The 24460-nt window shown below is 50.1% G+C and carries 21 protein-coding genes and 10 tRNA genes; 25 read left to right on the top strand and 6 right to left on the bottom strand.

Annotation, left to right across the window (positions count from 1 at the left end; all coding sequences use genetic code 11):
* Positions 1-146: 146 nt before the first annotated feature.
* The 19 genes from C942_RS12905 (at position 147) to luxS (ending at position 12548) form a co-directional block, all read left to right on the top strand.
* Positions 147-239 (top strand) — tRNA-Ser (locus C942_RS12905).
* Between the two features lie 20 nt (positions 240-259).
* Positions 260-336, top strand: a tRNA-Arg gene (locus C942_RS12910).
* Positions 337-388: 52 nt separating this feature from the next.
* Positions 389-465 (top strand) — tRNA-Arg (locus C942_RS12915).
* An 11-nt stretch (positions 466-476) separates the two neighbouring features.
* Positions 477-569, top strand: a tRNA-Ser gene (locus C942_RS12920).
* Positions 570-614: 45 nt separating this feature from the next.
* Positions 615-691, top strand: a tRNA-Arg gene (locus tag C942_RS12925).
* Positions 692-747: 56 nt separating this feature from the next.
* Positions 748-824 (top strand) — tRNA-Arg (locus C942_RS12930).
* Between the two features lie 11 nt (positions 825-835).
* A tRNA-Ser gene (locus C942_RS12935) sits at positions 836-928 on the top strand.
* 45 nt (positions 929-973) lie between these two features.
* A tRNA-Arg gene (locus C942_RS12940) sits at positions 974-1050 on the top strand.
* A 54-nt stretch (positions 1051-1104) separates the two neighbouring features.
* Positions 1105-1181: transfer RNA gene (locus C942_RS12945), tRNA-Arg, on the top strand.
* Between the two features lie 56 nt (positions 1182-1237).
* Positions 1238-1314: transfer RNA gene (locus tag C942_RS12950), tRNA-Arg, on the top strand.
* Between the two features lie 405 nt (positions 1315-1719).
* A complete protein-coding gene (locus C942_RS12955; RefSeq protein WP_007466404.1) occupies positions 1720-1971 on the top strand; it encodes an oxaloacetate decarboxylase subunit gamma in 252 nt (83 codons plus the stop codon).
* A gap of 44 nt (positions 1972-2015) precedes the next feature.
* The gene (gene oadA / locus C942_RS12960; protein ID WP_007466405.1) at positions 2016-3803 is read left to right on the top strand and encodes a sodium-extruding oxaloacetate decarboxylase subunit alpha; all 1788 of its coding nucleotides are present in this window, start codon (positions 2016-2018) and stop codon (positions 3801-3803) included.
* A 12-nt stretch (positions 3804-3815) separates the two neighbouring features.
* On the top strand, positions 3816-4946 hold the full coding sequence (locus C942_RS12965) for a sodium ion-translocating decarboxylase subunit beta (protein WP_007466406.1): 1131 nt from the start codon (positions 3816-3818) through the stop codon (positions 4944-4946).
* Positions 4947-5142: 196 nt separating this feature from the next.
* Positions 5143-6099, top strand: a complete 957-nt coding sequence (locus C942_RS12970; protein ID WP_007466407.1) for an NADP-dependent oxidoreductase — start codon at positions 5143-5145, stop codon at positions 6097-6099.
* A 53-nt stretch (positions 6100-6152) separates the two neighbouring features.
* Positions 6153-6584 carry a YqaA family protein gene (locus C942_RS12975; RefSeq protein WP_007466408.1) on the top strand — a complete coding sequence of 144 codons (432 nt, stop codon included), beginning with the start codon at positions 6153-6155 and terminating at the stop codon, positions 6582-6584.
* An 11-nt stretch (positions 6585-6595) separates the two neighbouring features.
* On the top strand, positions 6596-9457 hold the full coding sequence (locus C942_RS12980) for a M16 family metallopeptidase (RefSeq protein WP_007466409.1): 2862 nt from the start codon (positions 6596-6598) through the stop codon (positions 9455-9457).
* Positions 9458-9650: 193 nt separating this feature from the next.
* Complete coding sequence (gene gshA, locus C942_RS12985; protein ID WP_198287492.1) at positions 9651-11219, top strand: glutamate--cysteine ligase; 1569 nt, start codon at positions 9651-9653, stop codon at positions 11217-11219.
* Between the two features lie 147 nt (positions 11220-11366).
* Complete coding sequence (locus tag C942_RS12990) at positions 11367-11978, top strand: transglycosylase SLT domain-containing protein (RefSeq protein WP_007466411.1); 612 nt, start codon at positions 11367-11369, stop codon at positions 11976-11978.
* Positions 11979-12029: 51 nt separating this feature from the next.
* Positions 12030-12548, top strand: coding sequence for an S-ribosylhomocysteine lyase (luxS, locus tag C942_RS12995; RefSeq protein WP_007466412.1), 519 nt, complete (start codon positions 12030-12032; stop codon positions 12546-12548).
* Positions 12549-12616: 68 nt separating this feature from the next.
* On the opposite strand, the gene C942_RS13000 is transcribed toward luxS, so the two are convergent.
* Together C942_RS13000 and C942_RS13005 are read right to left on the bottom strand one after the other, a co-directional pair.
* Positions 12617-13894, bottom strand: coding sequence for an HlyC/CorC family transporter (locus C942_RS13000; RefSeq protein ID WP_007466413.1), 1278 nt, complete (start codon positions 13892-13894; stop codon positions 12617-12619).
* A gap of 89 nt (positions 13895-13983) precedes the next feature.
* Positions 13984-14781, bottom strand: coding sequence for a cytochrome C assembly family protein (locus C942_RS13005; protein WP_036800074.1), 798 nt, complete (start codon positions 14779-14781; stop codon positions 13984-13986).
* Positions 14782-14992: 211 nt separating this feature from the next.
* Here C942_RS13005 and ffh point away from each other — a divergent pair, with 211 nt between their 5' ends.
* The 5 genes from ffh (at position 14993) to rplS (ending at position 18491) form a co-directional block, all read left to right on the top strand.
* On the top strand, positions 14993-16360 hold the full coding sequence (gene ffh / locus C942_RS13010; RefSeq protein ID WP_007466415.1) for a signal recognition particle protein: 1368 nt from the start codon (positions 14993-14995) through the stop codon (positions 16358-16360).
* 167 nt (positions 16361-16527) lie between these two features.
* Positions 16528-16776 carry a 30S ribosomal protein S16 gene (rpsP, locus tag C942_RS13015; RefSeq protein ID WP_007466416.1) on the top strand — a complete coding sequence of 83 codons (249 nt, stop codon included), beginning with the start codon at positions 16528-16530 and terminating at the stop codon, positions 16774-16776.
* A complete protein-coding gene (gene rimM / locus C942_RS13020) occupies positions 16776-17336 on the top strand; it encodes a ribosome maturation factor RimM (protein ID WP_198160142.1) in 561 nt (186 codons plus the stop codon). The genes rpsP and rimM overlap by 1 nt, the downstream gene beginning before the upstream one ends.
* Before the next feature lie 21 nt (positions 17337-17357).
* Positions 17358-18104: a tRNA (guanosine(37)-N1)-methyltransferase TrmD gene (trmD, locus tag C942_RS13025; protein ID WP_007466418.1), complete on the top strand. Its 747-nt coding sequence runs from the start codon at positions 17358-17360 to the stop codon at positions 18102-18104.
* 36 nt (positions 18105-18140) lie between these two features.
* Positions 18141-18491, top strand: a complete 351-nt coding sequence (gene rplS, locus C942_RS13030; RefSeq protein ID WP_007466419.1) for a 50S ribosomal protein L19 — start codon at positions 18141-18143, stop codon at positions 18489-18491.
* 127 nt (positions 18492-18618) lie between these two features.
* On the opposite strand, the gene C942_RS25100 is transcribed toward rplS, so the two are convergent.
* From C942_RS25100 to C942_RS13045, 4 genes are all read right to left on the bottom strand, one after another.
* A complete protein-coding gene (locus tag C942_RS25100) occupies positions 18619-18756 on the bottom strand; it encodes a hypothetical protein (RefSeq protein WP_157372630.1) in 138 nt (45 codons plus the stop codon).
* Between the two features lie 108 nt (positions 18757-18864).
* Entirely contained in the window at positions 18865-20349 is a 1485-nt protein-coding gene (locus C942_RS13035; RefSeq protein WP_007466421.1) for a carbon starvation CstA family protein, read from the bottom strand.
* A gap of 393 nt (positions 20350-20742) precedes the next feature.
* On the bottom strand, positions 20743-21456 hold the full coding sequence (gene btsR / locus C942_RS13040; protein ID WP_007466422.1) for a two-component system response regulator BtsR: 714 nt from the start codon (positions 21454-21456) through the stop codon (positions 20743-20745).
* Complete coding sequence (locus C942_RS13045) at positions 21453-23153, bottom strand: sensor histidine kinase (protein WP_036800096.1); 1701 nt, start codon at positions 23151-23153, stop codon at positions 21453-21455. The genes btsR and C942_RS13045 overlap by 4 nt, the downstream gene beginning before the upstream one ends.
* Before the next feature lie 220 nt (positions 23154-23373).
* On the opposite strand from C942_RS13045, the gene C942_RS13050 reads away from it, so the two are divergent.
* On the top strand, positions 23374-24441 hold the full coding sequence (locus C942_RS13050; RefSeq protein WP_007466424.1) for a 3-deoxy-7-phosphoheptulonate synthase: 1068 nt from the start codon (positions 23374-23376) through the stop codon (positions 24439-24441).
* The last annotated feature ends 19 nt before the right edge of the window (positions 24442-24460 follow it).

Consider the following 24460-nt stretch of genomic DNA (forward strand, 5'->3'; position numbering starts at 1 on the left):
TAAAAATAAGTAAGATAGAACGACTATTGCGTCGGATTAATTACCTTGTTGGCTATTAAGTGCGCATACGCGCGGCGAATGTCGTTTTTTCATGATAAAGTGTTTGACTTATTTTTGGCTGGCAGTAATATGAGCCCCCGCAAGACGGTGAGGTGGCCGAGAGGCTGAAGGCGCTCCCCTGCTAAGGGAGTATACGGTTTGTAGCCGTATCGAGGGTTCGAATCCCTCCTTCACCGCCATTTCTTGCAATGATATCAGCGCGTCCGTAGCTCAGCTGGATAGAGTACCTGGCTACGAACCAGGCGGTCGGAGGTTCGAATCCTCCCGGACGCGCCATCATTTCACAACATGGCCTTTTATCGGCGGTGTTGCTAAAAAATATTAGTGTGCGCTCGTAGCTCAGCTGGATAGAGTACCTGGCTACGAACCAGGCGGTCGGAGGTTCGAATCCTCCCGAGCGCGCCATTAATTTGTGTGGTGAGGTGGCCGAGAGGCTGAAGGCGCTCCCCTGCTAAGGGAGTATACGGTTTGTAGCCGTATCGAGGGTTCGAATCCCTCCTTCACCGCCATTCTTTCTCGTTCCTGAAATTCAGGGATGCAGTAAGAAAGCCTGCGCGTCCGTAGCTCAGCTGGATAGAGTACCTGGCTACGAACCAGGCGGTCGGAGGTTCGAATCCTCCCGGACGCGCCATTATTTAAATACATGGTATCTGAATAGATACGGTGTAATACAACCGAATTAAGTGTGCGCTCGTAGCTCAGCTGGATAGAGTACCTGGCTACGAACCAGGCGGTCGGAGGTTCGAATCCTCCCGAGCGCGCCATTAATTTGCGTGGTGAGGTGGCCGAGAGGCTGAAGGCGCTCCCCTGCTAAGGGAGTATACGGTTTGTAGCCGTATCGAGGGTTCGAATCCCTCCTTCACCGCCATTCTTTCTCGTTCCTGAAATTCAGGGATGCAGTAAGAAAGCCTGCGCGTCCGTAGCTCAGCTGGATAGAGTACCTGGCTACGAACCAGGCGGTCGGAGGTTCGAATCCTCCCGGACGCGCCATTATTTAAGACATGGTATTGGATACAATACGTTGTCACACAAAAAGATTTCTGCGCGCTCGTAGCTCAGCTGGATAGAGTACCTGGCTACGAACCAGGCGGTCGGAGGTTCGAATCCTCCCGAGCGCGCCATTCTTTAAGTGTTTTGATAATTCAGAATATTACTGGTTTATTGAAATACAGCCTGCGCGTCCGTAGCTCAGCTGGATAGAGTACCTGGCTACGAACCAGGCGGTCGGAGGTTCGAATCCTCCCGGACGCGCCATTATTTAAAAGCTCAGCTTCGGCTGGGCTTTTTTCGTTTCTGCCGTTTATATCCTGCCTGCTAGTTATCTTGTCTATTTCAATTTTGTCTTGTTGCTGAGAAGCCATTTTCCCCAGACTAAACTTATCCTTTCTCATGGCTGATGTTGCTGATCTCGTCGATCTACAGTGATAGCTGCCTGGCTGTGATGGTGAATATTTCGCATTGCAATTAACCCGGTTGCATTAATGCCTGATCAGTTAGTTGTGAAATTTTCCGGCTTCAGTTCACATTTTTACTCGGAATTGGTGAAAAGTTAGGCGCGTTAGCTGGTATTTTGACGAGAGGTTAACAAATGTAATGCAGTTTTATTCGCTGTGTTAACTGTTAACTCGCCAGTCACAATAGTAATGAAAGGAATCAATCATGGCAGATTTAGGCAGTTTGCTGTGGGAAGCAGCGACAATCATGGTTACCGGTATGGTCGTGGTCTTTGTGTTTCTCAGCACCCTGATCTTTTTAGTCCAACTGTTGGCTAAAGTTTCACCGAAAGAGCCTGAACCGGATTTTCATCCCCGGCTATCTTCAACAGTTGCCCCTGATCATAGTGGGGTGCAGCCTGAAGTCATTGCGGCAATCAGTGCGGCAGTACAGCAGTACCGCCAGCGTAAAGCCTGACGATTTGTTGTTTTCAGGACATTAACTAAAAGGAGTTTGTGAGTATGTCCAAGTCTCTAGCTATTACTGATGTTGTATTACGCGATGCCCATCAGTCTCTCTTTGCGACCCGTTTACGCATTGAAGATATGCTGCCGATCGCCGAGCAGCTGGATAATATTGGTTATTGGTCACTTGAGACCTGGGGCGGCGCTACGTTTGATGCTTGTATCCGCTATTTGGGCGAAGATCCGTGGGAGCGTCTCCGGGAGCTGAAAAAAGCGATGCCGAAAACGCCGATGCAGATGTTGCTTCGGGGGCAGAACCTGTTGGGCTATCGTCATTACGCCGATGATGTGGTCGAAAAATTTGTCGAGCGTGCTCACGCCAATGGAATGGATGTGTTCCGCATCTTTGATGCGATGAACGATGTCCGGAACTTTGAAAAGGCCGTGAAGGCAACCATTGATGTCGGCGCCCACGCTCAGGGCACAATCTCTTATACCACCAGTCCTGTGCATACCCTCGATACCTGGACCGACTTAGCCAAGCGGCTTGAAGATCTCGGCTGTCATTCTATTTGTATTAAAGATATGTCTGGTTTGCTCAAGCCCTATGAAGCGGAAGAGCTGGTGAAGCGGATCAAGGCATCCTGTGATGTACCTTTGGCACTGCACTGCCATGCGACTACTGGCCTGTCTACCGCAACTGCGGTTAAAGCTGTTGAAGCCGGACTGGATATTCTCGATACCGCCATTTCATCAATGAGCCAGACTTACGGTCATACCCCGACTGAAACCGTGGTTGCTATGCTGGAGGGCACGGAGCGTGATACCGGACTGAACCTGCAGCAACTGGAACCGATCGCCGCTTATTTCCGTGATGTCCGGAAGAAATACGCTAAATTTGAAGGCAGCCTCAAAGGGGTGGATGCCCGCATTTTGCTGGCCCAGGTGCCGGGCGGGATGCTGACGAATATGGAAAGTCAGCTCAAAGAGCAGGGCGCGGCGGATCGTTTTGATGAAGTACTGGAGGAGATCCCTCGGGTGCGTGAAGATCTCGGTTTTATTCCGTTGGTGACCCCGACTTCTCAGATTGTTGGTACTCAGGCGGTATTAAATGTGCTAACCGGAGAGCGTTATAAAAGTATCAGTAAGGAAACTGCCGGGGTGTTGAAAGGGGAGTATGGTCAGGCTCCGGCACCGGTCAGTGCCGAATTACAAGCCCGGGTACTCGACGGTGCCGAGCCTGTGACCTGTCGCCCGGCTGATTTGCTTGAGGATGAACTCGGCAAACTGACAACAGATCTGGAGGAAAAGGCTAAAGCAGATGGCATTACTCTGGCTGATGAGCGGGTTGATGATGTTCTGACATATGCGCTTTTTCCTCAGGTTGGCCTGAATTTCCTTAAAAATCGTAACAACCCAGATGCCTTTGAGCCAGTTCCCGGTTCAGAGCCTGAAGCGGCTCCCGCTGTGGCGGCTACAGCAGCAGGTGGCGTTGAAGCTTATAGCGTGAAAGTGAACGGTCAGGTTTATGACGTGGAAGTTGGCCCGGCCGGTGAGTTGTCTTCGGTTACACCGGCAACGCCTAAAGCCAGCTCTCCGGCTGCAGCGCCGGTGCCTGAATCGTCCGGAGAAGTGGAGCGGATTTCTTCGCCGTTGGCCGGAAATATCTTCAGGGTCAATGTCCAGCCTGGCAATGTAGTTGCGGAAGGGGAAGTACTGGTTGTGCTTGAAGCGATGAAGATGGAGACCGAAGTCAGAGCGTCTCGTGGTGGTGTCGTGCAGGAATTGCATGTCAAGGAAGGTGATACAGTGGTTGTAGGATCGCCGATCCTGAGCCTGGCATAAGGAAGATGTTCCATGGACGGTTTATTAAAACTCTGGCTGGATACCGGGATCGCGAACTTTGAGTTCGGTCAGTTGGTTATGATCCTGGTGGGTGCCGGTCTGTTATTTCTGGCGATCCATAAGGGATTTGAGCCTTTACTGCTGTTGCCGATGGGGTTCGGCGCCATTCTGGCTAATATTCCCAATGCCGGATTTACTGAGCCGGGCGGGCTGCTTTTTTATATTTACCATGTTGGTATTGAAACCGGGGTCTTTCCGCTGCTGATCTTTATGGGAGTCGGGGCTATGACCGATTTCGGTGCCCTGATTGCTAACCCCAAGACATTACTGTTGGGGGCCGCGGCTCAGTTCGGGATCTTCTTCACTTTGTTCGGGGCTATCTTGCTGAACCTGGTGCCGGGCATCGACTTTACCCTGGCAGATGCATCGTCTATTGCCATCATCGGTGGTGCTGATGGTCCGACCGCTATCTTCCTGGCAAGTCGCTTGTCACCGGATCTGCTGGGTGCAATTGCGGTTGCCGCTTATAGCTATATGGCTTTGGTACCGATTATCCAGCCGCCGATCATGAAAGCGCTGACGACAGCCGAGGAACGGACGATTCAGATGCAGCAGTTGCGCCATGTCAGCAAGGCAGAAAAGGTCCTGTTTCCGTTGGCGGTGCTGTTGATGACGATTCTGTTTCTGCCATCGGCGACACCGCTGGTCGGGATGTTCTGCCTTGGTAATCTGATGCGAGAGTCCGGTGTGGTGGATCGCCTTTCCAATACCGTTCAGAATGAGCTGATCAATATTGTGACCATCATGCTCGGCCTTGGGGTGGGTTCTAAGCTGGAAGCTGATAAGTTCCTGCAGTTTGAGACACTGGGGATTCTGGTTCTGGGGGCCGTGGCATTTAGTGTCGGGACCGGAGGTGGCGTACTCATGGCGAAGATGCTCAACCGTTTCAGTAAAGAGGATATTAATCCGTTGATCGGTGCAGCCGGTGTTTCGGCTGTACCCATGGCGGCGAGGGTGGTTAATAAGGTTGGCCTTGAAGCTAACCCGCATAACTTCCTTTTGATGCATGCGATGGGGCCGAATGTGGCCGGAGTACTTGGTTCAGCCGTGGCGGCGGGTATCCTGCTGGCACTGGTCGGTTAAGGTTATGAGTTAACAGCGGGACGGGCAGCCATTGGCTGCCCGTCTTTTTTGTCGTCGCATGACACTTTTTGAAATTGTTTAAGAGACTTTTTAGAGATCAGTGCCACCAATTGTGACGGTTAATGCGGAGCGGTTACTCTGCTCTTGAGTATCAGGTAGTATGGTCGACAAGTTGAGACAGATTAAGGAACAGGACATGAACGAGTGTAAGCAACTGGCCATCCCCCAGTTTGGTGAGCCGTCAGTATTGGCGATGCAAACTGTTGAAATTCCACAGCCGTCAGCCAACCAAGTGTTGGTCAAAGTTGCCTATGCCGGCGTTAATCCTATCGATGCCAAGACCCGGGCCGGGTTAGGCTGGGCTGCTCAGCAAAACCAGGATAAGCTGCCTTGGGTGCCGGGTTATGATATTTCCGGTGAGGTGGTGGCACGGGGGACGGAAGTAACTTCAGTCAGCCCGGGAGATTTGGTCTCCGGTTTTGTCGGTTTCCCTTTACAGGGTGGTGGTTACAGTGAATTCATTCTGGTGGATGCCGGAGCCTTAAGTCGTGTCGAGCCTGATAATGTATCTCTTATTGAAGCGGCTGCCCTGCCGCTGGCGGGGCAGACAGCGTGGCAGGCACTGGATAAAGCGAAAGTTTCTGACGGTGATCAGGTCTTAATTCTGGCCGGAGCTGGTGGTGTCGGTCATATCGCGATTCAACTTGCGGTTGCCCGTGGTGCCAGTGTGCTGGCCAGCTGCTCGGCGGATAATGTCGATTTTGTTTCAAAGCTCGGTGCGATTGCACTGGATTACCGTCTTGCTCCGCTGGCTGAGCAGACTGGAAAGGTCGATGTGCTGATTGACCTGATGGGCGGTGATACCGGTATCGCTGCCCTTGATTGTGTTCGTGAGGGCGGCCGGGTAGTTACTGTCCCGACTATCACCGCAGAGGCCGTTTGTGAGCGGGCCCGTGAACTAGGTCTGGAAGCGGAAGGGATGCTGGTGACTCCATCGGTTGAGCAGAATGATGCCATGATGGCAATGCTGGAAGTCGGTACGCTACAGCTTTATATCGCGGCTCAATATGGGCTTAGCGACGGGGCTGAGGCTCATCGACAGATCGAGTCCGGACATACCCGCGGTAAAGTGGTACTGGCTGTTGATATTTGATGCTGTATACCTGATGGGTGCTACGGTTTCATTAATAATGACAAGTTGTTTGAATGCTAGAGTTATTTAACGGTGAATCAGCATTATGGATGTTGTTTACCACTGGTTTTCTGAGTGCCACCCTCCTGCCCGGGGGCTCAGAGGCAAATTTAATTGCGACCCTCAAGTTGGGTGACAACCTGGTTTGGATGGTGGTGTTAGTCGCGACGTTGGGCAATACATTAGGCGGGATGACCAATTACTGGCTTGGAAGATTGTTGCCCGATAAAACTTCTGATGAAAAGCATGGTCATAAAGCTTTGCAATGGCTGAAAAAATACGGTTTTGTTTCATTGTTTTTCAGCTGGTTACCCGTTATCGGTGATCCTTTGTGTCTGGCGGCTGGGTGGTTGCGTATGCATCACTGGCTGAGTTTTTTCATCATCATGGCGGGTAAGGCCGCACGCTACAGTGTGCTGGCATTGATCGTACAAGGTTTTTTATAAGGAATGCTTACGTGCAAAAGTGGATTCTAGGGGTGGCACTCTTTTCGTTGGCAGGGTGTGGCAGCCTTGTTTCGGATACGAAAGAGACCAATGCGCCTAAGTTACCTGAAGGGGTAACATTTGTTGAACAGGTGACAAAACAAAATTCGGATGTCCCTGTCATTCCGTATTCAAAATATACCTTGTCAAATGGACTGACGGTGGTGTTGCATGAGGATAATTCGGATCCTCTGGTGCATGTCGATGTGACCTATCATGTTGGCTCCGCCCGTGAAGAGCTGGGTAAATCCGGCTTTGCTCACTTCTTTGAACATATGATGTTCCAGGGCTCGGAGAATGTCGGTGATCAGGAGCATTTCCGCCTGATCACTGAAGCGGGCGGTACCCTGAACGGAACCACTAACCGCGACCGTACTAACTACTTTGAGACGGTACCAGCCAATCAGTTGGAAAAGATGCTGTGGCTGGAATCGGACCGAATGGGCTTCCTGCTTGGAGCCGTGTCGCAGCGCAAATTTGAAATTCAACGCTCAACGGTGAAGAACGAGCGTGCACAGCGTTACGAAAACCGTCCGTATGGTTTGGTATATGAGCGTATGGGCGAAGCCCTGTTTCCGCCGACTCACCCGTATTCGTGGCAGACTATAGGTTATGTCGAAGATTTGGATCGTGTCGATGTCAACGATTTGAAGGCTTTCTTCCTGCGTTGGTACGGCCCTAACAATGCCACCCTGACTATCGGCGGTGATATTGATGCTGAGCAGACCTTAGCCTGGGTGAACAAGTATTTCGGCTCAATTCCGCGAGGTCCGGAAGTGGCGAAACCGGCTAAGAAACCGGTGACCCTAGATGCCGATCGTTACCTGACCTTGGAAGATAAGATCCAGTTGCCGATGCTGCTGATGGCCTGGCCGACATCGTACAACGGTGCCGAAGATGAAGCGTCGCTGGATATGCTGGCGCGCGTGATTGGTGGCGGTAAGAACAGCCTGATGTATCAGAATCTGGTCAAAACAGGTGATGTAGTAGATGCTGGTGCTTTCCATGACTGTGCTGAGCTGGCTTGTACCATGTATGTGTATGTGATGGGACAAAGTGGCGATAAAGGCAACCTGAAGACACTACGCAGCAAAGTGAAAAATGTTCTGGATGGACTGGAGCAGCGCGGTGTAAGCACCAAGGAGCTTAATGAGCTGAAGGGGACGGTTGAAGCCGGAGCTATTTTTGGCCTGCAGAGCGTCAGCGGCAAGGTGTCACAGCTGGCTGCTTATGAAACGTTTTTTGATGACCCTGGGTACTTGGGAGTCGAGCTGAAAAACCTGCGTTCGGTAACACCGGAGAGCATGGAACAAGCTTACATGCACTATATCAACGGTAATCCGAGTGTCACGCTAAGTGTGGTTCCGAAAGGCAAGACCTCCCTGCAGGCGGCAAAACCAAACTTTACGTCACCGGAGCGGATCATACCTGAGCACCAGAAAGTGGCTGACGATCAGCTTCTGTTGCGTGAGCCGGTTGATAACTTTGATCGCTCGGTGATGCCGGAGCCGTCAAATCCGGTAGAAGCGGTAATGCCGGAGCTGTATCAGTTCGAATTGGCTAATGGTATTAAGGTGTTGGGTACCAAGTACCGCGAGACACCAACGGTGGAGCTGCAAATGCTGATCCCGGCAGGTCGTCGTTTTGAACCTGAAGGAAAGATGGGGCTGGCGAAACTGACTGCCTCCATGATGATGGAGGCGACCAAGAACTCTTCTGCTGAAGAAATTGCTTCCCGTCTCGATAGCCTGGGTAGCTCGATCGGCTTTAATGCCGGCTTGTATGGTACGGTTGTCTCTGTGACTACGCTGGAGAAAAACCTGACTGAAACCTTGGCTATTTTGGAAGAGCGTTTGTTTGCGCCGGCATTTACTGAAGCCGACTTTGAGCGCATCAAGAAGCAGGCGCTGGAAGGAGTGATTTACGAGCACCAGCGTCCGGGGTGGCTAGCCAGTCAGGCATCAAGAGAAGTGCTGTATGGCGGCACGTCTTTCAGCCTGCCTCCGGAAGGGACAACAGCCTCGCTGAATGACACCACTCTTGGTGATGTGAAGGCTTTCTACCAGCGTTACTACACGCCGAACGGGGCGGACATTGTGGTTGTCGGTGATATTACAGCAGACAAGCTGACTGAGCAGTTGGACTTCCTGGCGAAATGGCAGGGGGCACCAAAACCGCAATACACCACCCCATCATTGCCTGAGCTTCCTAAGCAAACGCTATGGATGGTCGATAAGCCGGGGGCTCCGCAGACAATGATCCGTCTGGTTCGTCAGGGGCTGCCTTATGATGCGACCGGGGAACTGTTTGAAACCCAGCTGTCAAACTTTAACCTGGCCGGTAACTTTAACAGCCGCATCAACCTCAACCTGCGTGAAGACAAAGGTTACACCTATGGTGCTGGTGGCTACCAGATGGGTGGTAAAGAAGTTGGTCAGTCGGTGTTTTATGCACAGGTGAGGGCAGATGCCAGCCTGGCATCGGTGAAAGAATTCCTGGCCGAGCTTGAGAAAATGAGCACGGAAGGCGTGACTGATAAAGAAGTCGAATTTATGCGCCTGGCTGTTGGTCAGAAAGATGCCCTTAACTATGAAACGCCGGGTAAGAAAGCGCAGTTGCTGGGACAGATCCTGACATACTCGTTGCCGGAAAATTTTGTTGAGACCCGTAACGACATTGTTGCATCAATCAGCAAGCAGCGCCTGAATGAGCTGGCGGCGAAGTGGTTCAATCCGGAAGATTACCAGATCATTGTGGTGGGGGATGCCAAGTCCTTAATTCCACAGTTTGAAACCCTGGGAATTCCGATTAAAACCCTGCAGTTACAGCAGTAACTACTTGGATTATGAAGTCACAGCCGGCATCGAATATGCCGGCTGTTTTATTGAAGCGGTCTGTTACTTGTATCCCTCTGAATTGGGCTAGATTGTTTACAGGCTGTAAAACTGTTTCGCAGTAATAATCATGGTAATCAGAAACAATAATGATTACTCTACCCCACTTAGATGTTAATGATTGAGAATCACCTTGATGGATTTTTCACAAAGGTTGCAGCAGGTTTCTGCCAACCCTGAAGCACTAACTCAGATTGGGCGCGGCCTGGAGCGAGAAGCGCTACGTATTACCCCTCAGGGAGAGTTGTCTGCAGAGCCTCATCCGGCTGGATTAGGTTCGGCACTGACCAATAAATGGGTAACCACCGACTTTGCCGAGTCGCTGTTGGAGTTTATTACTCCGGTATCTCAAAACGTAGACCATTTGTTGTCGCAGCTCAGTGATATTCATCAGTTCACTTACAGCAAACTGGATCAGGAAACTCTCTGGCCGATGTCGATGCCGTGTTTTGTCGGCAGAGAAGATGACATTACCCTGGCTCAATACGGTTCGTCTAACAGCGGTCGAATGAAAACCCTGTATCGTGAAGGTCTTAAACATCGTTACGGCAGTGTGATGCAGGTGATTTCCGGCGTTCACTTTAATTTCTCATTCCCGGATGCTTTCTGGGATCAGCTATTTGGTGAGCAGAATGAGCTGGCTCGTCAGGACTCGGTGTCGGATGCCTACTTTGCTCTGATACGTAACTACTACCGCTTTGGCTGGTTGATCCCTTACCTGTTTGGTGCATCACCGGCGCTATGTAGCTCTTTTGTTGATAAGACCAATACATCCCTGAATTTTGAGGAAGTCGGTAACGGTACTTACTATCTGCCGAATGCAACGGCTTTACGCCTGAGTGATTTGGGTTATACCAACCACGAACAAAGTTCGCTGAAAATCGGCTTTAACAGCCTGGAGCAGTACCTCGACGGGCTGCGCAGGGCGATCCGTACTCCATCAGAAGAATTTGCCAAAATTGGCGTCAAGGTAGATGGTCAGTACCGTCAGCTGAATGACAATGTGCTGCAAATTGAAAATGAGCTTTACGCACCGATCCGTCCTAAGCGTGTTGCTAAAGGCAGTGAAAAGCCGTCAGAAGCTCTGGCTCGTGGTGGCGTGGAATACATTGAAGTTCGCTCGCTGGACGTCAACCCGTTCAGTCCGATCGGGATTAATGAAGATCAGGTTCGCTTCTTGGATCTGTTCCTGACCTGGGCCGTTCTGTCATCATCGGCTTCTATGGATGATGCTGAGCTGGAATGCTGGCGAGATAACTGGAACCGTGTGGTTCTTGATGGTCGTAATCCGGATTTGCAACTGAAGATCGGCTGCGGCGGTGAACGTTTGTCTGTGCGCGACTGGAGCTTGCGTGTCTTTGCTGAGTTGGATCAGGTAGCTGAAGTAATGGATGCCGCTGCCGGTAACCAGAATTATCAGCAGACGCTTTCCCGTCTGAAAAACTGGATTGAAGATCCTGCGTTGACGCTGTCCGGACGTTTGCTGGCTGAAATCAAGCAGCAGCAAGGTATCGGTAAGGTGGGACGCTCTCTGGCTGATGCCCATGCCAATGCTTTCCAACAGCGACAGCTGACTTTTTATTCTCAGCAGGAATTTGAACAGGAAGCTGAAGCATCAAAAGAAAGGCAGCAGCAGATTGAGTTGGGTGACGAGGTGTCATTCGAACAATTTCTGGATGACTACTTTGCCGATCTGAAATAACCTGAGTGCTGAATAAAATTCAGGTAAAAAAATGGGCAGCTACCTTGCTGCCCCATAAAACAATTTCGCAGGGATGACGGCAGTGTTACTGCCAATCATATAATCTGACCACCTGCTTTCGGTTTGGTTCCAAATTTGAGGGAATATATGCGAACAATTATCCGCCAAGCCCTTTTCTCCGGCCTTGTTATTACCCTGTCAGGCTGTGCTACACCTCCCCCAAAAGATCAGTCCAACCTCTGTAATATTTTCCGTGAAAAACCGGATTGGTATGAGTATGCCGTGGATATGCAGGACGAATGGGGGACCCCGGTACAGGTAGCGATGGCATTTATCAAACAGGAAAGCAGCTTTCGCCATGATGCCCGGCCACCGAAAGACTATATTTTAGGCTTTATTCCCTGGGGACGGGTCAGCAGTGCATACGGTTATGCCCAGGCTCAGGATCCGGCATGGGCCGACTACCAGAAGGCGACTGGTAACGGTGGCTCGCGTACTGATTTTGCCGATTCGCTGATGTTTGTCGGTTGGTATACCTCTGAAACTCAGCGCCAGTTGGGCGTTTCCAAATGGGATGCCTACAACCAGTACCTGGCTTACCATGAGGGACGGGGCGGCTTTAAGCGTGGTACCTACAAGTCCAAGCCATCCCTGATTGCGGTGTCACGTAAGGTAGACAAGCAGGCGAAGGCATATGGTTGGCAACTAAAACAGTGTCGGCAGGAATTGGAAGATAATCGCAGCTGGTGGCCGTTTTGATCTAGGCTATGGTTATCTGTCGTGATTACGTAGGCAAAGGAGAAGGAAGCAATGCCATTACTTGATAGTTTTACCGTTGATCACACCCGGATGCATGCACCGGCTGTCCGGATAGCGAAAACCATGCAGACCCCGAAAGGGGATACCATTACAGTGTTCGATCTGCGTTTTTGCCGTCCGAACATTGATATCCTCAGCGAGCGTGGGATTCATACCTTAGAACACCTCTATGCCGGCTTTATGCGCCAGCACCTTAACTCAGATAATGTCGAGATCATCGATATCTCCCCGATGGGCTGCCGGACCGGTTTCTACATGAGCCTGATTGGTTCGCCTAGCGAGCAGCAAGTGGCGCTGGGGTGGAAAGAAGCGATGGAAGATGTGTTGAGAGTGGAATCACAGGACAGGATTCCGGAACTTAACGAATACCAGTGCGGTACTTTCGGTATGCATTCCCTTGACGAAGCAAAAGACATTGCCCGCAAGGTGTTGGATCAGGGGATCGACGTCAATAAGAACGATGAGCTGGCGTTGCCCGAATCCATGTTACAAGAGCTGAAAGTTAAATAAGCGCGTTCAAAATCAATAATAAGAAGCCGGCAAGTTGCCGGCTTCTTTCATTCTGACAAAGGTATAAGTCAGCCTGTCTTTTGCAGTTGACCGGGCAGCACTTTAACCAGCTTAATCATATTCTCAGAGACTTCGATGATCTCCATCTGATGGCCGCCGACCTCAATACTGAGCTGACTGTCCGGAATATCTTCCAGGTGCTCCAGGATCAGGCCATTCAGGGTACGAGGTCCGTCAGTCGGCAAACTCCAGTTCAGACTCTTGTTGAGGTCGCGGATATTGGCACTGCCCTCAATCATCAGGCTGCCGTCTTCCTGCGGGGTAATTTCCTCGGCCAGAGTGGGTGCCATTGAAGTGGTAAATTCACCGACAATCTCTTCCAGGATATCTTCCAGGGTGATCAGGCCCTGGATATCACCGTACTCATCGACAATCAGGCCGATGCGTTCCTTATTGCGCTGGAATTTCAGTAACTGGATATTCAGTGGTGTGCCTTCTGGAATGAAGTAAACCTCATCAGCGGCGCGCAGCAGATTTTCTTTACTGAAGTCGTTTTTGTCCATCATTAGGCGGTAGGCTTCACGTACCCGCAGCATACCGACAACTTCATCGATATTGTCACGGAACAGGACAATCCGACCGTGTGCCGAATGACTGAGCTGTTTGACTATTGATTTCCAGTCATCGTTGATGTTGATAGCAGCGATGTCACTGCGCGGGATCATCACGTCTTCAACTGTGACGTTCTCCAGATCAAGAATAGACAGCAGCATGTCCTGGTGGCGACGTGGGATAAGGCCGCCGGCTTCATTGACCACTGTACGCAGTTCGTCGGAGCTCAGTTTGGAGTCATCCATATTGCTGACTTTAAGGCCCATCAGGCGAAGGAAACCGTTAGTAATGCCGTTAACCAACCAGACCAGCGGATACAGGATTCGCATCAGTAACTGAAGCAGGATACTGCTGGCGTAGGACACCTTTTCCGGGTACAGCGCCGCCAGCGTTTTCGGGGTGACTTCGGCAAATACCAGCACGACCAGCGTCAAGGCACCGGTAGCAATCGCAACACCAAGGTCGCCGTACAGGCGCATCCCTAAGATAGTCGCGATGGCTGAAGCTAAGATGTTGACTAGGTTGTTGCCGATTAGGATCAGGCCGATCAGGCGATCGGGACGGGACAGCAGCTTTTCTACTCGTTTAGCCCCGCGGTGTCCCTGGTTAGCAAGATGCCTCAGTTTGTAGCGATTGAGTGCCATCATGCCGGTTTCAGAACCGGAAAAATATCCGGAAATGAGAAGTAGTAATATCAGGATGGAGAATAAGACTCCCGTGGAGATATCGTCCAAAAAGCTGTCCTTAACGTTTCTGTTACAAGTAATGTGTACCCAGAGAGGGTGGGTGTCAATGCTAACTTTCTACTAAAAGCAGCATAAATTTATGCTCCGATAATGATTTCTTTCACAAAGCGGCTGCCAAAATAAGCCAGGGTCAGCAGGAACGCACCGACCAGGCTGAACCAGACCACACGGCGGCCGCGCCAGCCTTTCTGGTAGTGTCCCCAAAGCAGGACGCTGTAGACACACCATGCCATCAATGACAGTACTGCTTTGTGTAGTTTGCCCTGGGCCAGCATGTCCTGGATAAAGATGAAACCGGTGATCAGCGTAACAGTCAGCAGTGAATTACCCACCAAAATGATCTTGAAAAGTTGTCTTTCGACCATCATTAAAGGAGGGATGTTCGGATTAATCGCCAGGCTCTTCTTATTTTTCAGCTTATGATCCAACCATGCCAGTTGAATGGCATACAAGGTGGCAATCATCAGCGTTGAATAAGAGAACAGCGCCAGGGATATATGCAGCAGCACTTGAGGGTGTGATTCCAGGTGGGTGATGAAAGCGCCGGGTAGCAGGGTTGCCGCGCACAAGTTAATGGCGGCGAAACTGTATACGACCGGCAGCAGGAACCAGACCCGCATCTTGAGCATAGCCAGGGTGGTGAGAGAGGCAATGATTAGGCTCATCAGGGAAGCCACATTTATAATGCTGAGGTTCTGGCCCGGTCCGATGAGAATTGAATCTTTCAACAGCAGGATATGTAACGCAATCGCTGCTAGTGCACAGAAGAAAACAGGTTTGGTTTTGATCCCATTACTGTTAGTCAGACCTGGCACGACCAGTCCGAGAGCAAGAAAATATAAGCAAGCAGCCATTAAGGCTATCAACATATCCATAGTAAACTTAGCTATTTAAGATGGTTAGGGTTCGCAATTATACCTTGCTCAATGAGATGCCGCCAATGTAATGGTTATCAGAATACAAGCGGTTACTCAGTTCATTATAGAACTGAGCGTCAAAGTGGCAGTGATAGCATGAAAGCTGGGTAAGGAATGCGTTATACTAGCCAGATCATACAGTTTTAGTTGCGTAACGAGCGAGTAGCACATGTTCGAAAATTTAACGGAGCGTTTATCGCGAACGCTTAAGAATGTCAGCGGCCGTGGTCGTCTGACGGACGACAACATCAAGGATACGCTGCGTGAAGTACGTATGGCGTTACTCGAGGCGGATGTTGCGCTTCCCGTTGTCCGCGATTTTGTTAAGCGTGTTAAAGAGCGCGCTGTCGGTACTGAAGTATCGAAAAGCCTGACGCCGGGTCAGGAATTTATCAAGATTGTTCAGGCTGAGCTTGAACTGGTGATGGGTGAGTCGAATGAAGACCTGAACCTCGCCAGCCAGCCGCCAGCTGTTCTTTTGATGGCCGGTCTGCAAGGTGCCGGTAAAACCACCAGTGTGGGTAAGCTGGGTAAGCTGCTGAAAGAGCGCCATAAGAAGAAGGTGCTGGTGGTCTCTGCCGACGTTTACCGTCCGGCGGCGATCAAACAGCTGGAAACTTTGGCTTCAGATATCGGTATTGATTTCTTCCCGTCTACACCGGATCAGAAGCCGGTCGACATTGCCACAGCCGCCGTTGATCACGGTAAGCTGAAATTCTATGACGTGGTGATTGTCGATACCGCGGGTCGACTACATGTCGACAGCGAAATGATGGACGAGATTAAGGACGTTCATAACGCGATCAACCCTGTTGAAACTCTGTTCGTGGTTGATGCCATGACAGGTCAGGATGCGGCGAATACTGCGAAGGCTTTTGATGAGGCACTGGCTCTGACCGGTGTGATCCTGACCAAAGTTGACGGTGATGCCCGTGGTGGTGCGGCGCTGTCTGTTCGTCACATTACCGGTAAGCCAATTAAGTTCCTGGGTGTGGGTGAAAAGACTGACGCACTAGAACCGTTCCACCCGGATCGTGTTGCTTCCCGTATTCTTGGCATGGGTGACGTACTGTCTCTGATCGAAGATCTTGAGCGTAACGTCGACAAAGAAAAAGCCGAGAAACTGGCGAAGAAATTCAAAGAGAAGAAAGGCTTCGACCTGGAAGACTTCCGTGGCCAGCTTCAGCAGATGAAGAACATGGGCGGCATGATGGGCATGCTGGACAAGCTACCGGGTATGTCCCAGCTGCCAGACAACGTCAAAGACCAGGTGGACGACAAGATGTTCGTTCAGATGGAAGCTATCATTAACTCAATGACGCCGAAAGAACGTGAGCGTCCTGAGTTGATCAAAGGCTCGCGCAAGAAACGTATCGCGATGGGTTCCGGTACTCAGGTACAGGACGTAAACCGTCTGCTGAAACAGTTTACCCAGATGCAGAAGATGATGAAGAAAATGCAGAAGGGCGGCATGAAGAATATGATGCGCAACATGAAAGGCATGATGCCTGGCGGCGGTATGTTCCCAGGTCGTTAAAAAGATGATTAAAGCTCGGGCGTTATTTTCTTAATACTGGCGAAAAATTAGCTAAAGCGGTTGCATTCGTCAGTTTTAGGAGTAAAATTCCCGAGCTTAATTTGGCACGGGCCCCGTTTGCTAAGATCGGGGCCAATTTAATTTTACAGTAATGCAAAGAGGACGATATGGTAACCATTCGTTTGGCACGTCACGGCGCTAAGAAGCGTCCATTTTATCACATCGTTGTTGCTGACTCTCGCGCTGCACGCGACGGTCGTAACATCGAGAAAATTGGTTTCTTCAACCCGCTAGCTAAGGGTCAGGAAGAGCGCCTACGTCTAGACCTAGACCGTGTAAACCACTGGGTTGGTGAAGGCGCAACTGTGTCTGACCGCGCAGCTAAGCTAATCAAAGACGCTGCTAAAGCGGCTTAATTAGCATGTCTGGTAGACGAGAAACGATGAGTACACAAAACCAAGACTACATTGTTGTCGGTAAACTGGGTGCCTCCTATGGTATCAAGGGGTGGCTCAAAGTTTTTTCCTACACAGAAGAAGCCGAAAGCATTTTTTCCTATCAGCCTTGGCTTATTAAAGTTAAGGGTGAATGGAAGGAGTTCCGCGTTGAATCGTGGAAACGCCATGGTCAGGGTATGGTCGCTAAGTTAGAAGGTCTGAACGTCCGTGAGGATGCTCAGGTATTTACTAACGCTGAAGTTGCTGTACTGGCTGAACAACTGCCGGCGCTGTCAGATGAAGAATTCTACTGGCGCGAATTGTTCGGTATGACAGTGGTTACTACTGAAGGTTACGACCTTGGTAAAGTCACTGACATCCTGGAAACGGGTTCGAACGATGTTCTGGTAGTGAAAGCTAACCTGAAAGATGCTTTTGGGCAGAAGGAACGATTAATTCCGTTCCTCGATGAGCAGGTCATCAAGTCGATTGATCGCACTGCTCAGCGGATCGAAGTTGACTGGGATCCTGGATTTTAACCCCCGGTAATAGGTGAACAAATGAAGGTAGGCATTATTAGCCTGTTTCCTGACATGTTTAACGCCATTACTAATTTTGGGGTAACAGGCCAGGCGGTAAAAAGAGGCCTATTGTCAGTAGAAACGTGGAATCCCCGCGATTTTACTCACGACAAGCACCGTACGGTTGATGACCGACCATATGGTGGCGGACCAGGCATGTTGATGATGGTACAGCCTTTGCGCGATGCCATTCATGCTGCCAAACAGTCCGTTGATGGCCAGGCTAAAGTCATCTACCTGTCGCCTCAGGGCCGTAAGCTTGATCAAGCGGGTGTTGAGGAGTTGGCTGAAAATGAGAACCTGATTCTTATTTGCGGTCGCTATGAAGGGGTTGATGAGCGCATAATCCAACAAGAGGTAGACGAAGAATGGTCTATCGGGGATTTTGTGCTGACTGGGGGCGAGCTGCCAGCCATGACCTTAGTCGACGCAGTAGTCCGGTTTGTACCGGGTGTACTGGGTGACTTTGCGTCGGCAGAGGAAGATTCCTTTGCCAATGGCTTGCTGGATTGTCCGCATTATACGCGTCCCGAAGTGTTGGACGGGCAGGAAGTACCTAAGGTCTTGCTGTCTGGCAACCACAAGGACATTAGCCGCTGGCGATTGAAGCAATCGCTGGGCCGAACCTGGCTGAGAAGACCAGAGCTCCTGGAAAACCTAGCTCTGACTGACGATCAGGAATTCTTGCTGGCGGAATTTATCCGCGAATACAAAGCAAGCAATTAATTAATTTAGTATCAGTTTATTCTAGGGTATTTACCAATGAGTAATATCATCAAGGCTCTTGAACAAGAGCAAATGAAACAAGACCTACCTACTTTCGCACCAGGTGACACTGTTGTTGTTCAGGTTAAGGTTAAAGAAGGTAACCGCGAGCGTCTTCAGGCTTTCGAAGGCGTTGTAATTGCTAAGCGCAACCGTGGTCTACACTCTGCATTCACTGTTCGTAAGATCTCTAACGGTGAAGGTGTTGAGCGTGCGTTCCAAACTCACTCTCCAGTAGTTGACAGCATTACTGTTAAGCGTCGCGGTGCAGTACGTCGTGCCAAGCTGTACTACCTACGTGAGCGTTCTGGTAAAGCGGCTCGTATCAAAGAGAAGCTTTCTAAGTAATACGCCTAGCGTAAGACGTTTAATAAAAAAGCCCACCTTATGGTGGGCTTTTTTTTGTCTTTTGATTGTCCGTGAAAAGCCTTGTTCTGAAGTTTTGGTCTCCAGCTTTAGCTGGAAATAAGGCTTATCAGAACAGGTAATTGATACCTAAAGTGTAAGTATTGAGGCTGAACTCTTCGCTCATATACATGTACTGGTATTCCAGGTTGAGCATGACGTCTGCACGAAGCGGGATATGTGTACCCACTGCTAGATAAGGTTTCACGACATTGAGTTCTTGCTGGGAATATTGATTGGACTAAAGGCTAAAGCGGGCAAAAAGAAACCAGCCAAATGGCTGGTTTCTTTATTTATTTAGGAATGAAGTATTGATTTACGCGGTTTCCAGTGCGCTTTTGCTCTCTTCTTCGTCGGCTAGTTCAGTTTCACCTTTGCCTTTAGAGCGCTTGATAACATAGCCGGCAATGAACAGGGCACCTAGTGCACCAGCGATAGTTGATACTGTCATTGGCAGACCGAAACCAAGCTGGCTGTTGTTCAGGATGAAGGTAATACATACCGTGGTCATGAATATTGCTGGAACAGTCGTTACCCAGTGCAGTTTGTTGTGGCGTAGCAGGTAGGCAGAAGCTGTCCACAGCATCATTACCGCAGTGCTTTGGTTCGCAAAGCCGAAGTAGCGCCAGATGATACCGAAGTCTACCTGAGTCAGGATGCCGCCGATAACGAACAGTGGCAGAGCCATAACCAGACGGTTACGCAGTGACTTCTGCTCCATGTTGAAGTATTCAGCCAGGATCAGGCGGCTTGAGCGGAATGCAGTATCACCAGAAGTGATTGGCAGGATAACAACACCCAGGAAGGCAATCACACCACCGAATACGCCCAGCAGACCGATTGAAGAGCTGTAAACCACATTACCAGGGCCACCGTTAGCAACGGCTTCTTTCAGACCTTCAACTGAGCCGAAGAAAGACAGTGCCAGAGCACACCAGATCAGGGCGATAACACCTTCGCCAATCATTGCGCCGTAGAATACGAAGCGGCCGTTCTTCTCGTTTTCCATACAACGCGCCATCAGAGGTGACTGGGTTGCGTGGAAGCCGGAGATTGCACCACAGGCAATGGTGATGAACAGTGCAGGCCATAGCGGTAGGTTGTTCGGGTTCATGTTAGTGAACATCTGGCTCATTTCGTAGTTGCCAAGCAGTGTATGTTCACTTGAAAACGAAATAGCTGTGATAAGACCAACTGACATGAAGATAAGCAGAGCACCGAACAACGGGTAGAAGCGGCCGATGATTTTATCAACCGGAACAATTGTCGCGATGATGTAGTAAGCGAAGATAACCACAACCATAGTTGTCATTGGCATACCGATACCGGTTTGCTCGTTTACCAGGTTAGTGATCATGCCTGCAGGTGCTGATACGAATACCACGCCAACCAGCAATAGCAGGATGATGGCAAAGATATTCATGAAGTGTTTTGCACCGTTACCCAGGTAGCGGCCGGTAATGGTTGGTACTGATGCACCACCGTTACGTACTGAAAGCATACCTGAGAAGTAATCATGAACTGCACCGGCAAAGATACAGCCAAGTACGATCCAAAGCATCGCGGCTGGGCCGTACAGTGCCCCCATGATCGGGCCGAAAATAGGGCCGACACCGGCGATATTCAGCAGCTGTACCAGGTAAACTTTCTTGTTTGACATTGGCACATAGTCAACGCCGTCTTGCTTGGTATAGGCAGGTGTTTTGCGATTTTCGTTGACGCCAAACACCTTCTCGATAAATGCACCGTAGATGAAGTAACCACCTATCAATGCCGCAACGCACATCAGGAACCAGGTCATAACTCTTGTCTCTCTTATCCGTTCATTTCCATGGATTGCTTTGCGACTATCGCGCCTTTACACCCTCGGCAAAACACTCGCAAAACTTCTTTTGATGTGTTCCATGTTAATACGTTAATGAATAGATGCACGCGGTAAAGTGGTGAGTGGTTATATGGCGAGGTGAGCGGTCGGTGAGTGGGCTGAGTGGTTTTTTCGGTCAGCTGCCATTCAGCTTTCTTGACTGGTATAAAAAGTGCTTTTAACTATTAATATTATGATTTTAAATGGCTTTTTTGTGCTTTTGATTGTTTGGGAACGAATTGATAAAAGTGAGAACTAAGGCACATTTTATGCCTTAGTTGCCTCTTAGTGGTTCCTGAACGGTAGTGAGTGGCTGTTAAGTGGATGGGGTTAACTCAGGCCAAACCTGTCTTTCAGTTCTTTGAGATAACGGCGGCTCACTGGTACCTGATGGCCGTATTGAGTGGTAATTTCAGCCAGGCCATTTTCCAGTAGTTTGATTTCACGTATCGCCTGCGGATGGATCAAATACTGGCGGTGACAGCGGATCAACGGGGTTTTTTCTTCCAGCGTTTTTAGTGTCAGCTGGGTGGTGGCATTGATCTCGTTGGTGACCACGTGCACCCCGGTCAGATCGGAATAAGCGGTTTCAATTTCAGCCGGGCTGAGAAGCAGGATCCGGTTATGGCCACTGCAGGGGATCAGCTCCAGCATATCGGACACCAGCGGGCTGTAATCCGGTTCCTGACATTCCTTTTTCAGCCGTTTGATGGTTTTCGCCAGGCGGCAGGTTTCTACCGGCTTGAGCAGGTAATCAAAAGCATTGTCCTCAAAGGCTTTCAGTGCATATTCGTCATAGGCGGTTACGAATACCACCTTGGGCATGGTGTCCGGGTCGAGCATGCTGAGCATTTCTATCCCGGTAATTTGCGGCATCTGAATATCGAGAAAAATGACATCCGGTTTGAGGGCATTGATTTTTTTCAGTCCTTCGATGGCATTGTTACAGCTGTCGATGACTTCAACTTCTTCGGTGTCATGCAGTAAGTCGATCAGTTCTTCTCGAGCATAAAGCTCGTCATCAATGACGAGGGCTGTGATCATGCGGCAGTTTCTCCGTTAGCCTGCTGTTGTTCGTTCGCTGGCAGGGTGATGGTGGCGCGAGTCCATTCATGGGGTTGGTATGACATGGTCAGGCCATACTGCAGGCCGAACATGTTTTTCAGTCGTTTATCGACAATTTTCATTCCAAGCCCGCTTTCTTCGCCAATTGGCGCGTAATTACCAGCATTGTCTTCCACCTCCAGGATAATACGTCCCTGGTCGCGGTATCCGTGGATTAGGATTTTACCATTTTCAAACAGTGATGAGGTGCCGTGTTTGATGGCATTCTCGACCAGCGGCTGGAGAGTAAAAGTCGGCAGCTTAATTCCAAGCAGATCCGGCGCGATACTGACTTCAACATTCAGCCGATCAGAGAAGCGGGCCAGTTCGATCTCCAGATAAGAATTTACGTGCTTGAGTTCTTCTTCCAGGGTGATTGTCTCAATGTTTTGTTTGAGGTTCCGGCGGAAGAATTGCGACAGGTGCTGGATCAGCTGACGGGCTTTATCCGGATCCCGACGTACGACAGAGTTGATGGTGTTCAGGGCATTGAACAGAAAATGCGGGTTAACCTGAGCCTGGAGCAGGCGCAGTTCTGCCTGGGTCAGCAGGGCCTGTTGCTGAGCATAGCGTCCGGTCAGGATCTGGTTTGACAACAGCTTGGCGATCCCTTCCCCGAGTGTCAGGTTAACCGTTGAGAACAGTTTCCGCTTAGGCTCATAGAGCTTGATGGTGCCCAGTACTTCGTTATTACCGCCGACTAGCGGGATCACCAGTGCTGAGCCGAGTTTGCACTTCGGATGCAGGGAGCAACAGTAGGGAATGTCATAGCCGTCGGCATACACCAGCTCGCAACCGTCGATAGCGCGGCGGGTATAACCGGATGAGATCGGTGTGCCCGGCAGGTGATGATCATCACCGATACCGATAAAGGCCAGGATTTTGTCCCGGTCGGTGATGGCCACGGCCCCGACGCCAGTTTCCTCATAGACGATCTTGGCTATTTTCTTGGTGGTTTCTTCATTGAAGCCGTCACTTAGGATCCCCACCGAACGCTGGGCAATTTTTAGTGCCCGGCTGGAAAAAGCGGCTGAGTATTTTTCATAAATGGTCTTTCGATCCTGAATGATGCTCATGAAGAGTGCTGCACCGACGGAGTTGGCAATCACCATTGGCAAGGCAATGGCGCTGACCAGGTGCAGGGCTTTATCGAACGGCTCGGCGACCATCAGGATAATGAACATTTGGATAATTTCGGCTACTAGGGTAACGGTAAAGACCACAAATGGCTGGAATATCTGATCTATTTGGCCGCGGCGGACGAAGTAGCTGTGCATCAGTCCGCCAATCAGCCCCTCAACAGTGGTTGAAATCGCACAAGCCACATCGGTAAAGCCGCCCATGGTGTAGCGGTGCATCCCGCCAGTCAGGCCGACCGCAAAACCGACAACCGGTCCGCCCAGTAAACCTCCCATTACAGCCCCAATCGCTCGGGTATTGGCAATCGCGTCTTCGATGTGAAGTCCGAAGTAAGTGCCTAAAATACAAAAGAGGGTAAATAAAATGTAGCACGAGAATCGCTGCGAAAGACGTCCTGATACTGTGGTGATCGGCATAAATAGCGGGGTTTTGCTTAAGAGGTAAGCAATCACTAAGTACACGCTGAGTTGCTGTAGAAGAGAAAATATAAGTTCCATTGCCATTAGTTTATGCGATTGGGCATTGCCGACATGGTAACTGTCTTTAGTTTAGATAGCCAAAAACCACATTGTGTAAACTTTTTCTTACGGTTGGTGTTTTTTCTTTACAGGTGGTGGAAAGGTGAGAAATCCCCTGTTATGTTGATCTTATGTCACAGAGAATCCTGATTGACCTCTTTAATGTCGCTAATTGTTTAATGTACACAGGGAAGCCCGCATGCAAAAAGATCAGCTGAATAATGTCCATATCCAAGATGAATCTGTTCTGATCACACCAAATGAGCTGCGCAGAAGGTTGCCGGTAAGTGATCAGGCGTTAAATTTTATTCGTCAGTCCCGTCAGACCATTGCCGATATCATTCACAAACGCGATCACCGTCTGTTGGTGGTATGCGGACCGTGCTCAATTCACGATATCGAAGCGGCTAAAGAATATGCGATTAAGCTGAAACGCCTGTCTGAGGAGCTCAGCGATCAGCTCTATATTGTCATGAGGGTATATTTTGAAAAGCCGCGAACCACGGTGGGATGGAAAGGCTTAATCAATGATCCACATCTGGATGGTTCATTTGAAGTCGCTGAAGGTCTGCATATTGCTCGCCAACTATTGATTGATTTGGTTGAAATGGGGATCCCTTTGGCGACAGAAGCGCTGGATCCTATCAGTCCGCAATATCTGGGGGATTTATTCAGCTGGGCAGCGATTGGTGCCCGGACAACAGAATCCCAGACTCACCGTGAAATGGCCAGCGGTCTGTCGATGCCGGTCGGCTTTAAGAACGGTACAGACGGCAGCCTGGCGACAGCAATCAATGCTATGGAAGCGGCAGCATCCGGTCACCGTTTTATGGGGATCAACCGTGAAGGTCAGGTAGCCTTGCTGACGACTCAGGGCAACCCGGACGGTCACGTGATTTTGCGTGGCGGCAAACAGACTAACTATGATTCAGTCTCGGTGGCCGAGTGTGAAAAGGAGATGATTGCATCAGGCCTTTCTCCATCCTTGATGGTAGACTGTAGCCACGCCAACTCACGGAAAGATTACCGCCGTCAGCCGCTGGTGGCTGAAGATGTGATTCACCAGATCAGGGAAGGAAACCAATCGGTTATCGGCCTGATGCTGGAAAGTCACCTTCATGAAGGAAACCAGAGCGCTGACTTGCCGCGAGATAAAATGGCTTACGGAGTGTCAATTACTGATGCCTGTATCAGCTGGGAGTCGACCGAAGAGCTGCTTCGTCATACCCATAAAGAGCTGATGCCATTCCTGCAACAGCGCAATTAATGCTGATAATTGTATGCCA

Source organism: Photobacterium marinum (assembly GCF_000331515.1).
Classification (GTDB): domain Bacteria; phylum Pseudomonadota; class Gammaproteobacteria; order Enterobacterales; family Vibrionaceae; genus Photobacterium; species Photobacterium marinum.

What these genes read in the sequence shown, in the direction of transcription:
- C942_RS12955 (WP_007466404.1), top strand. Translation starts at nt 1,720, where the DNA reads ATGGCAGATTTAGGCAGTTTGCTGTGGGAAGCAGCGACAATCATGGTT.
- oadA (WP_007466405.1), top strand. Translation starts at nt 2,016, where the DNA reads ATGTCCAAGTCTCTAGCTATTACTGATGTTGTATTACGCGATGCCCAT.
- C942_RS13045 (WP_036800096.1), bottom strand. Translation starts at nt 23,153, where the DNA reads ATGGAACTTATATTTTCTCTTCTACAGCAACTCAGCGTGTACTTAGTG.
- ffh (WP_007466415.1), top strand. Translation starts at nt 14,993, where the DNA reads ATGTTCGAAAATTTAACGGAGCGTTTATCGCGAACGCTTAAGAATGTC.
- C942_RS12970 (WP_007466407.1), top strand. Translation starts at nt 5,143, where the DNA reads ATGAACGAGTGTAAGCAACTGGCCATCCCCCAGTTTGGTGAGCCGTCA.
- rplS (WP_007466419.1), top strand. Translation starts at nt 18,141, where the DNA reads ATGAGTAATATCATCAAGGCTCTTGAACAAGAGCAAATGAAACAAGAC.
- C942_RS13050 (WP_007466424.1), top strand. Translation starts at nt 23,374, where the DNA reads ATGCAAAAAGATCAGCTGAATAATGTCCATATCCAAGATGAATCTGTT.
- C942_RS13005 (WP_036800074.1), bottom strand. Translation starts at nt 14,781, where the DNA reads ATGGATATGTTGATAGCCTTAATGGCTGCTTGCTTATATTTTCTTGCT.
- rpsP (WP_007466416.1), top strand. Translation starts at nt 16,528, where the DNA reads ATGGTAACCATTCGTTTGGCACGTCACGGCGCTAAGAAGCGTCCATTT.
- C942_RS13035 (WP_007466421.1), bottom strand. Translation starts at nt 20,349, where the DNA reads ATGACCTGGTTCCTGATGTGCGTTGCGGCATTGATAGGTGGTTACTTC.
- C942_RS12965 (WP_007466406.1), top strand. Translation starts at nt 3,816, where the DNA reads ATGGACGGTTTATTAAAACTCTGGCTGGATACCGGGATCGCGAACTTT.
- C942_RS12975 (WP_007466408.1), top strand. Translation starts at nt 6,153, where the DNA reads ATGCTAGAGTTATTTAACGGTGAATCAGCATTATGGATGTTGTTTACC.
- luxS (WP_007466412.1), top strand. Translation starts at nt 12,030, where the DNA reads ATGCCATTACTTGATAGTTTTACCGTTGATCACACCCGGATGCATGCA.
- trmD (WP_007466418.1), top strand. Translation starts at nt 17,358, where the DNA reads ATGAAGGTAGGCATTATTAGCCTGTTTCCTGACATGTTTAACGCCATT.
- C942_RS12990 (WP_007466411.1), top strand. Translation starts at nt 11,367, where the DNA reads ATGCGAACAATTATCCGCCAAGCCCTTTTCTCCGGCCTTGTTATTACC.
- btsR (WP_007466422.1), bottom strand. Translation starts at nt 21,456, where the DNA reads ATGATCACAGCCCTCGTCATTGATGACGAGCTTTATGCTCGAGAAGAA.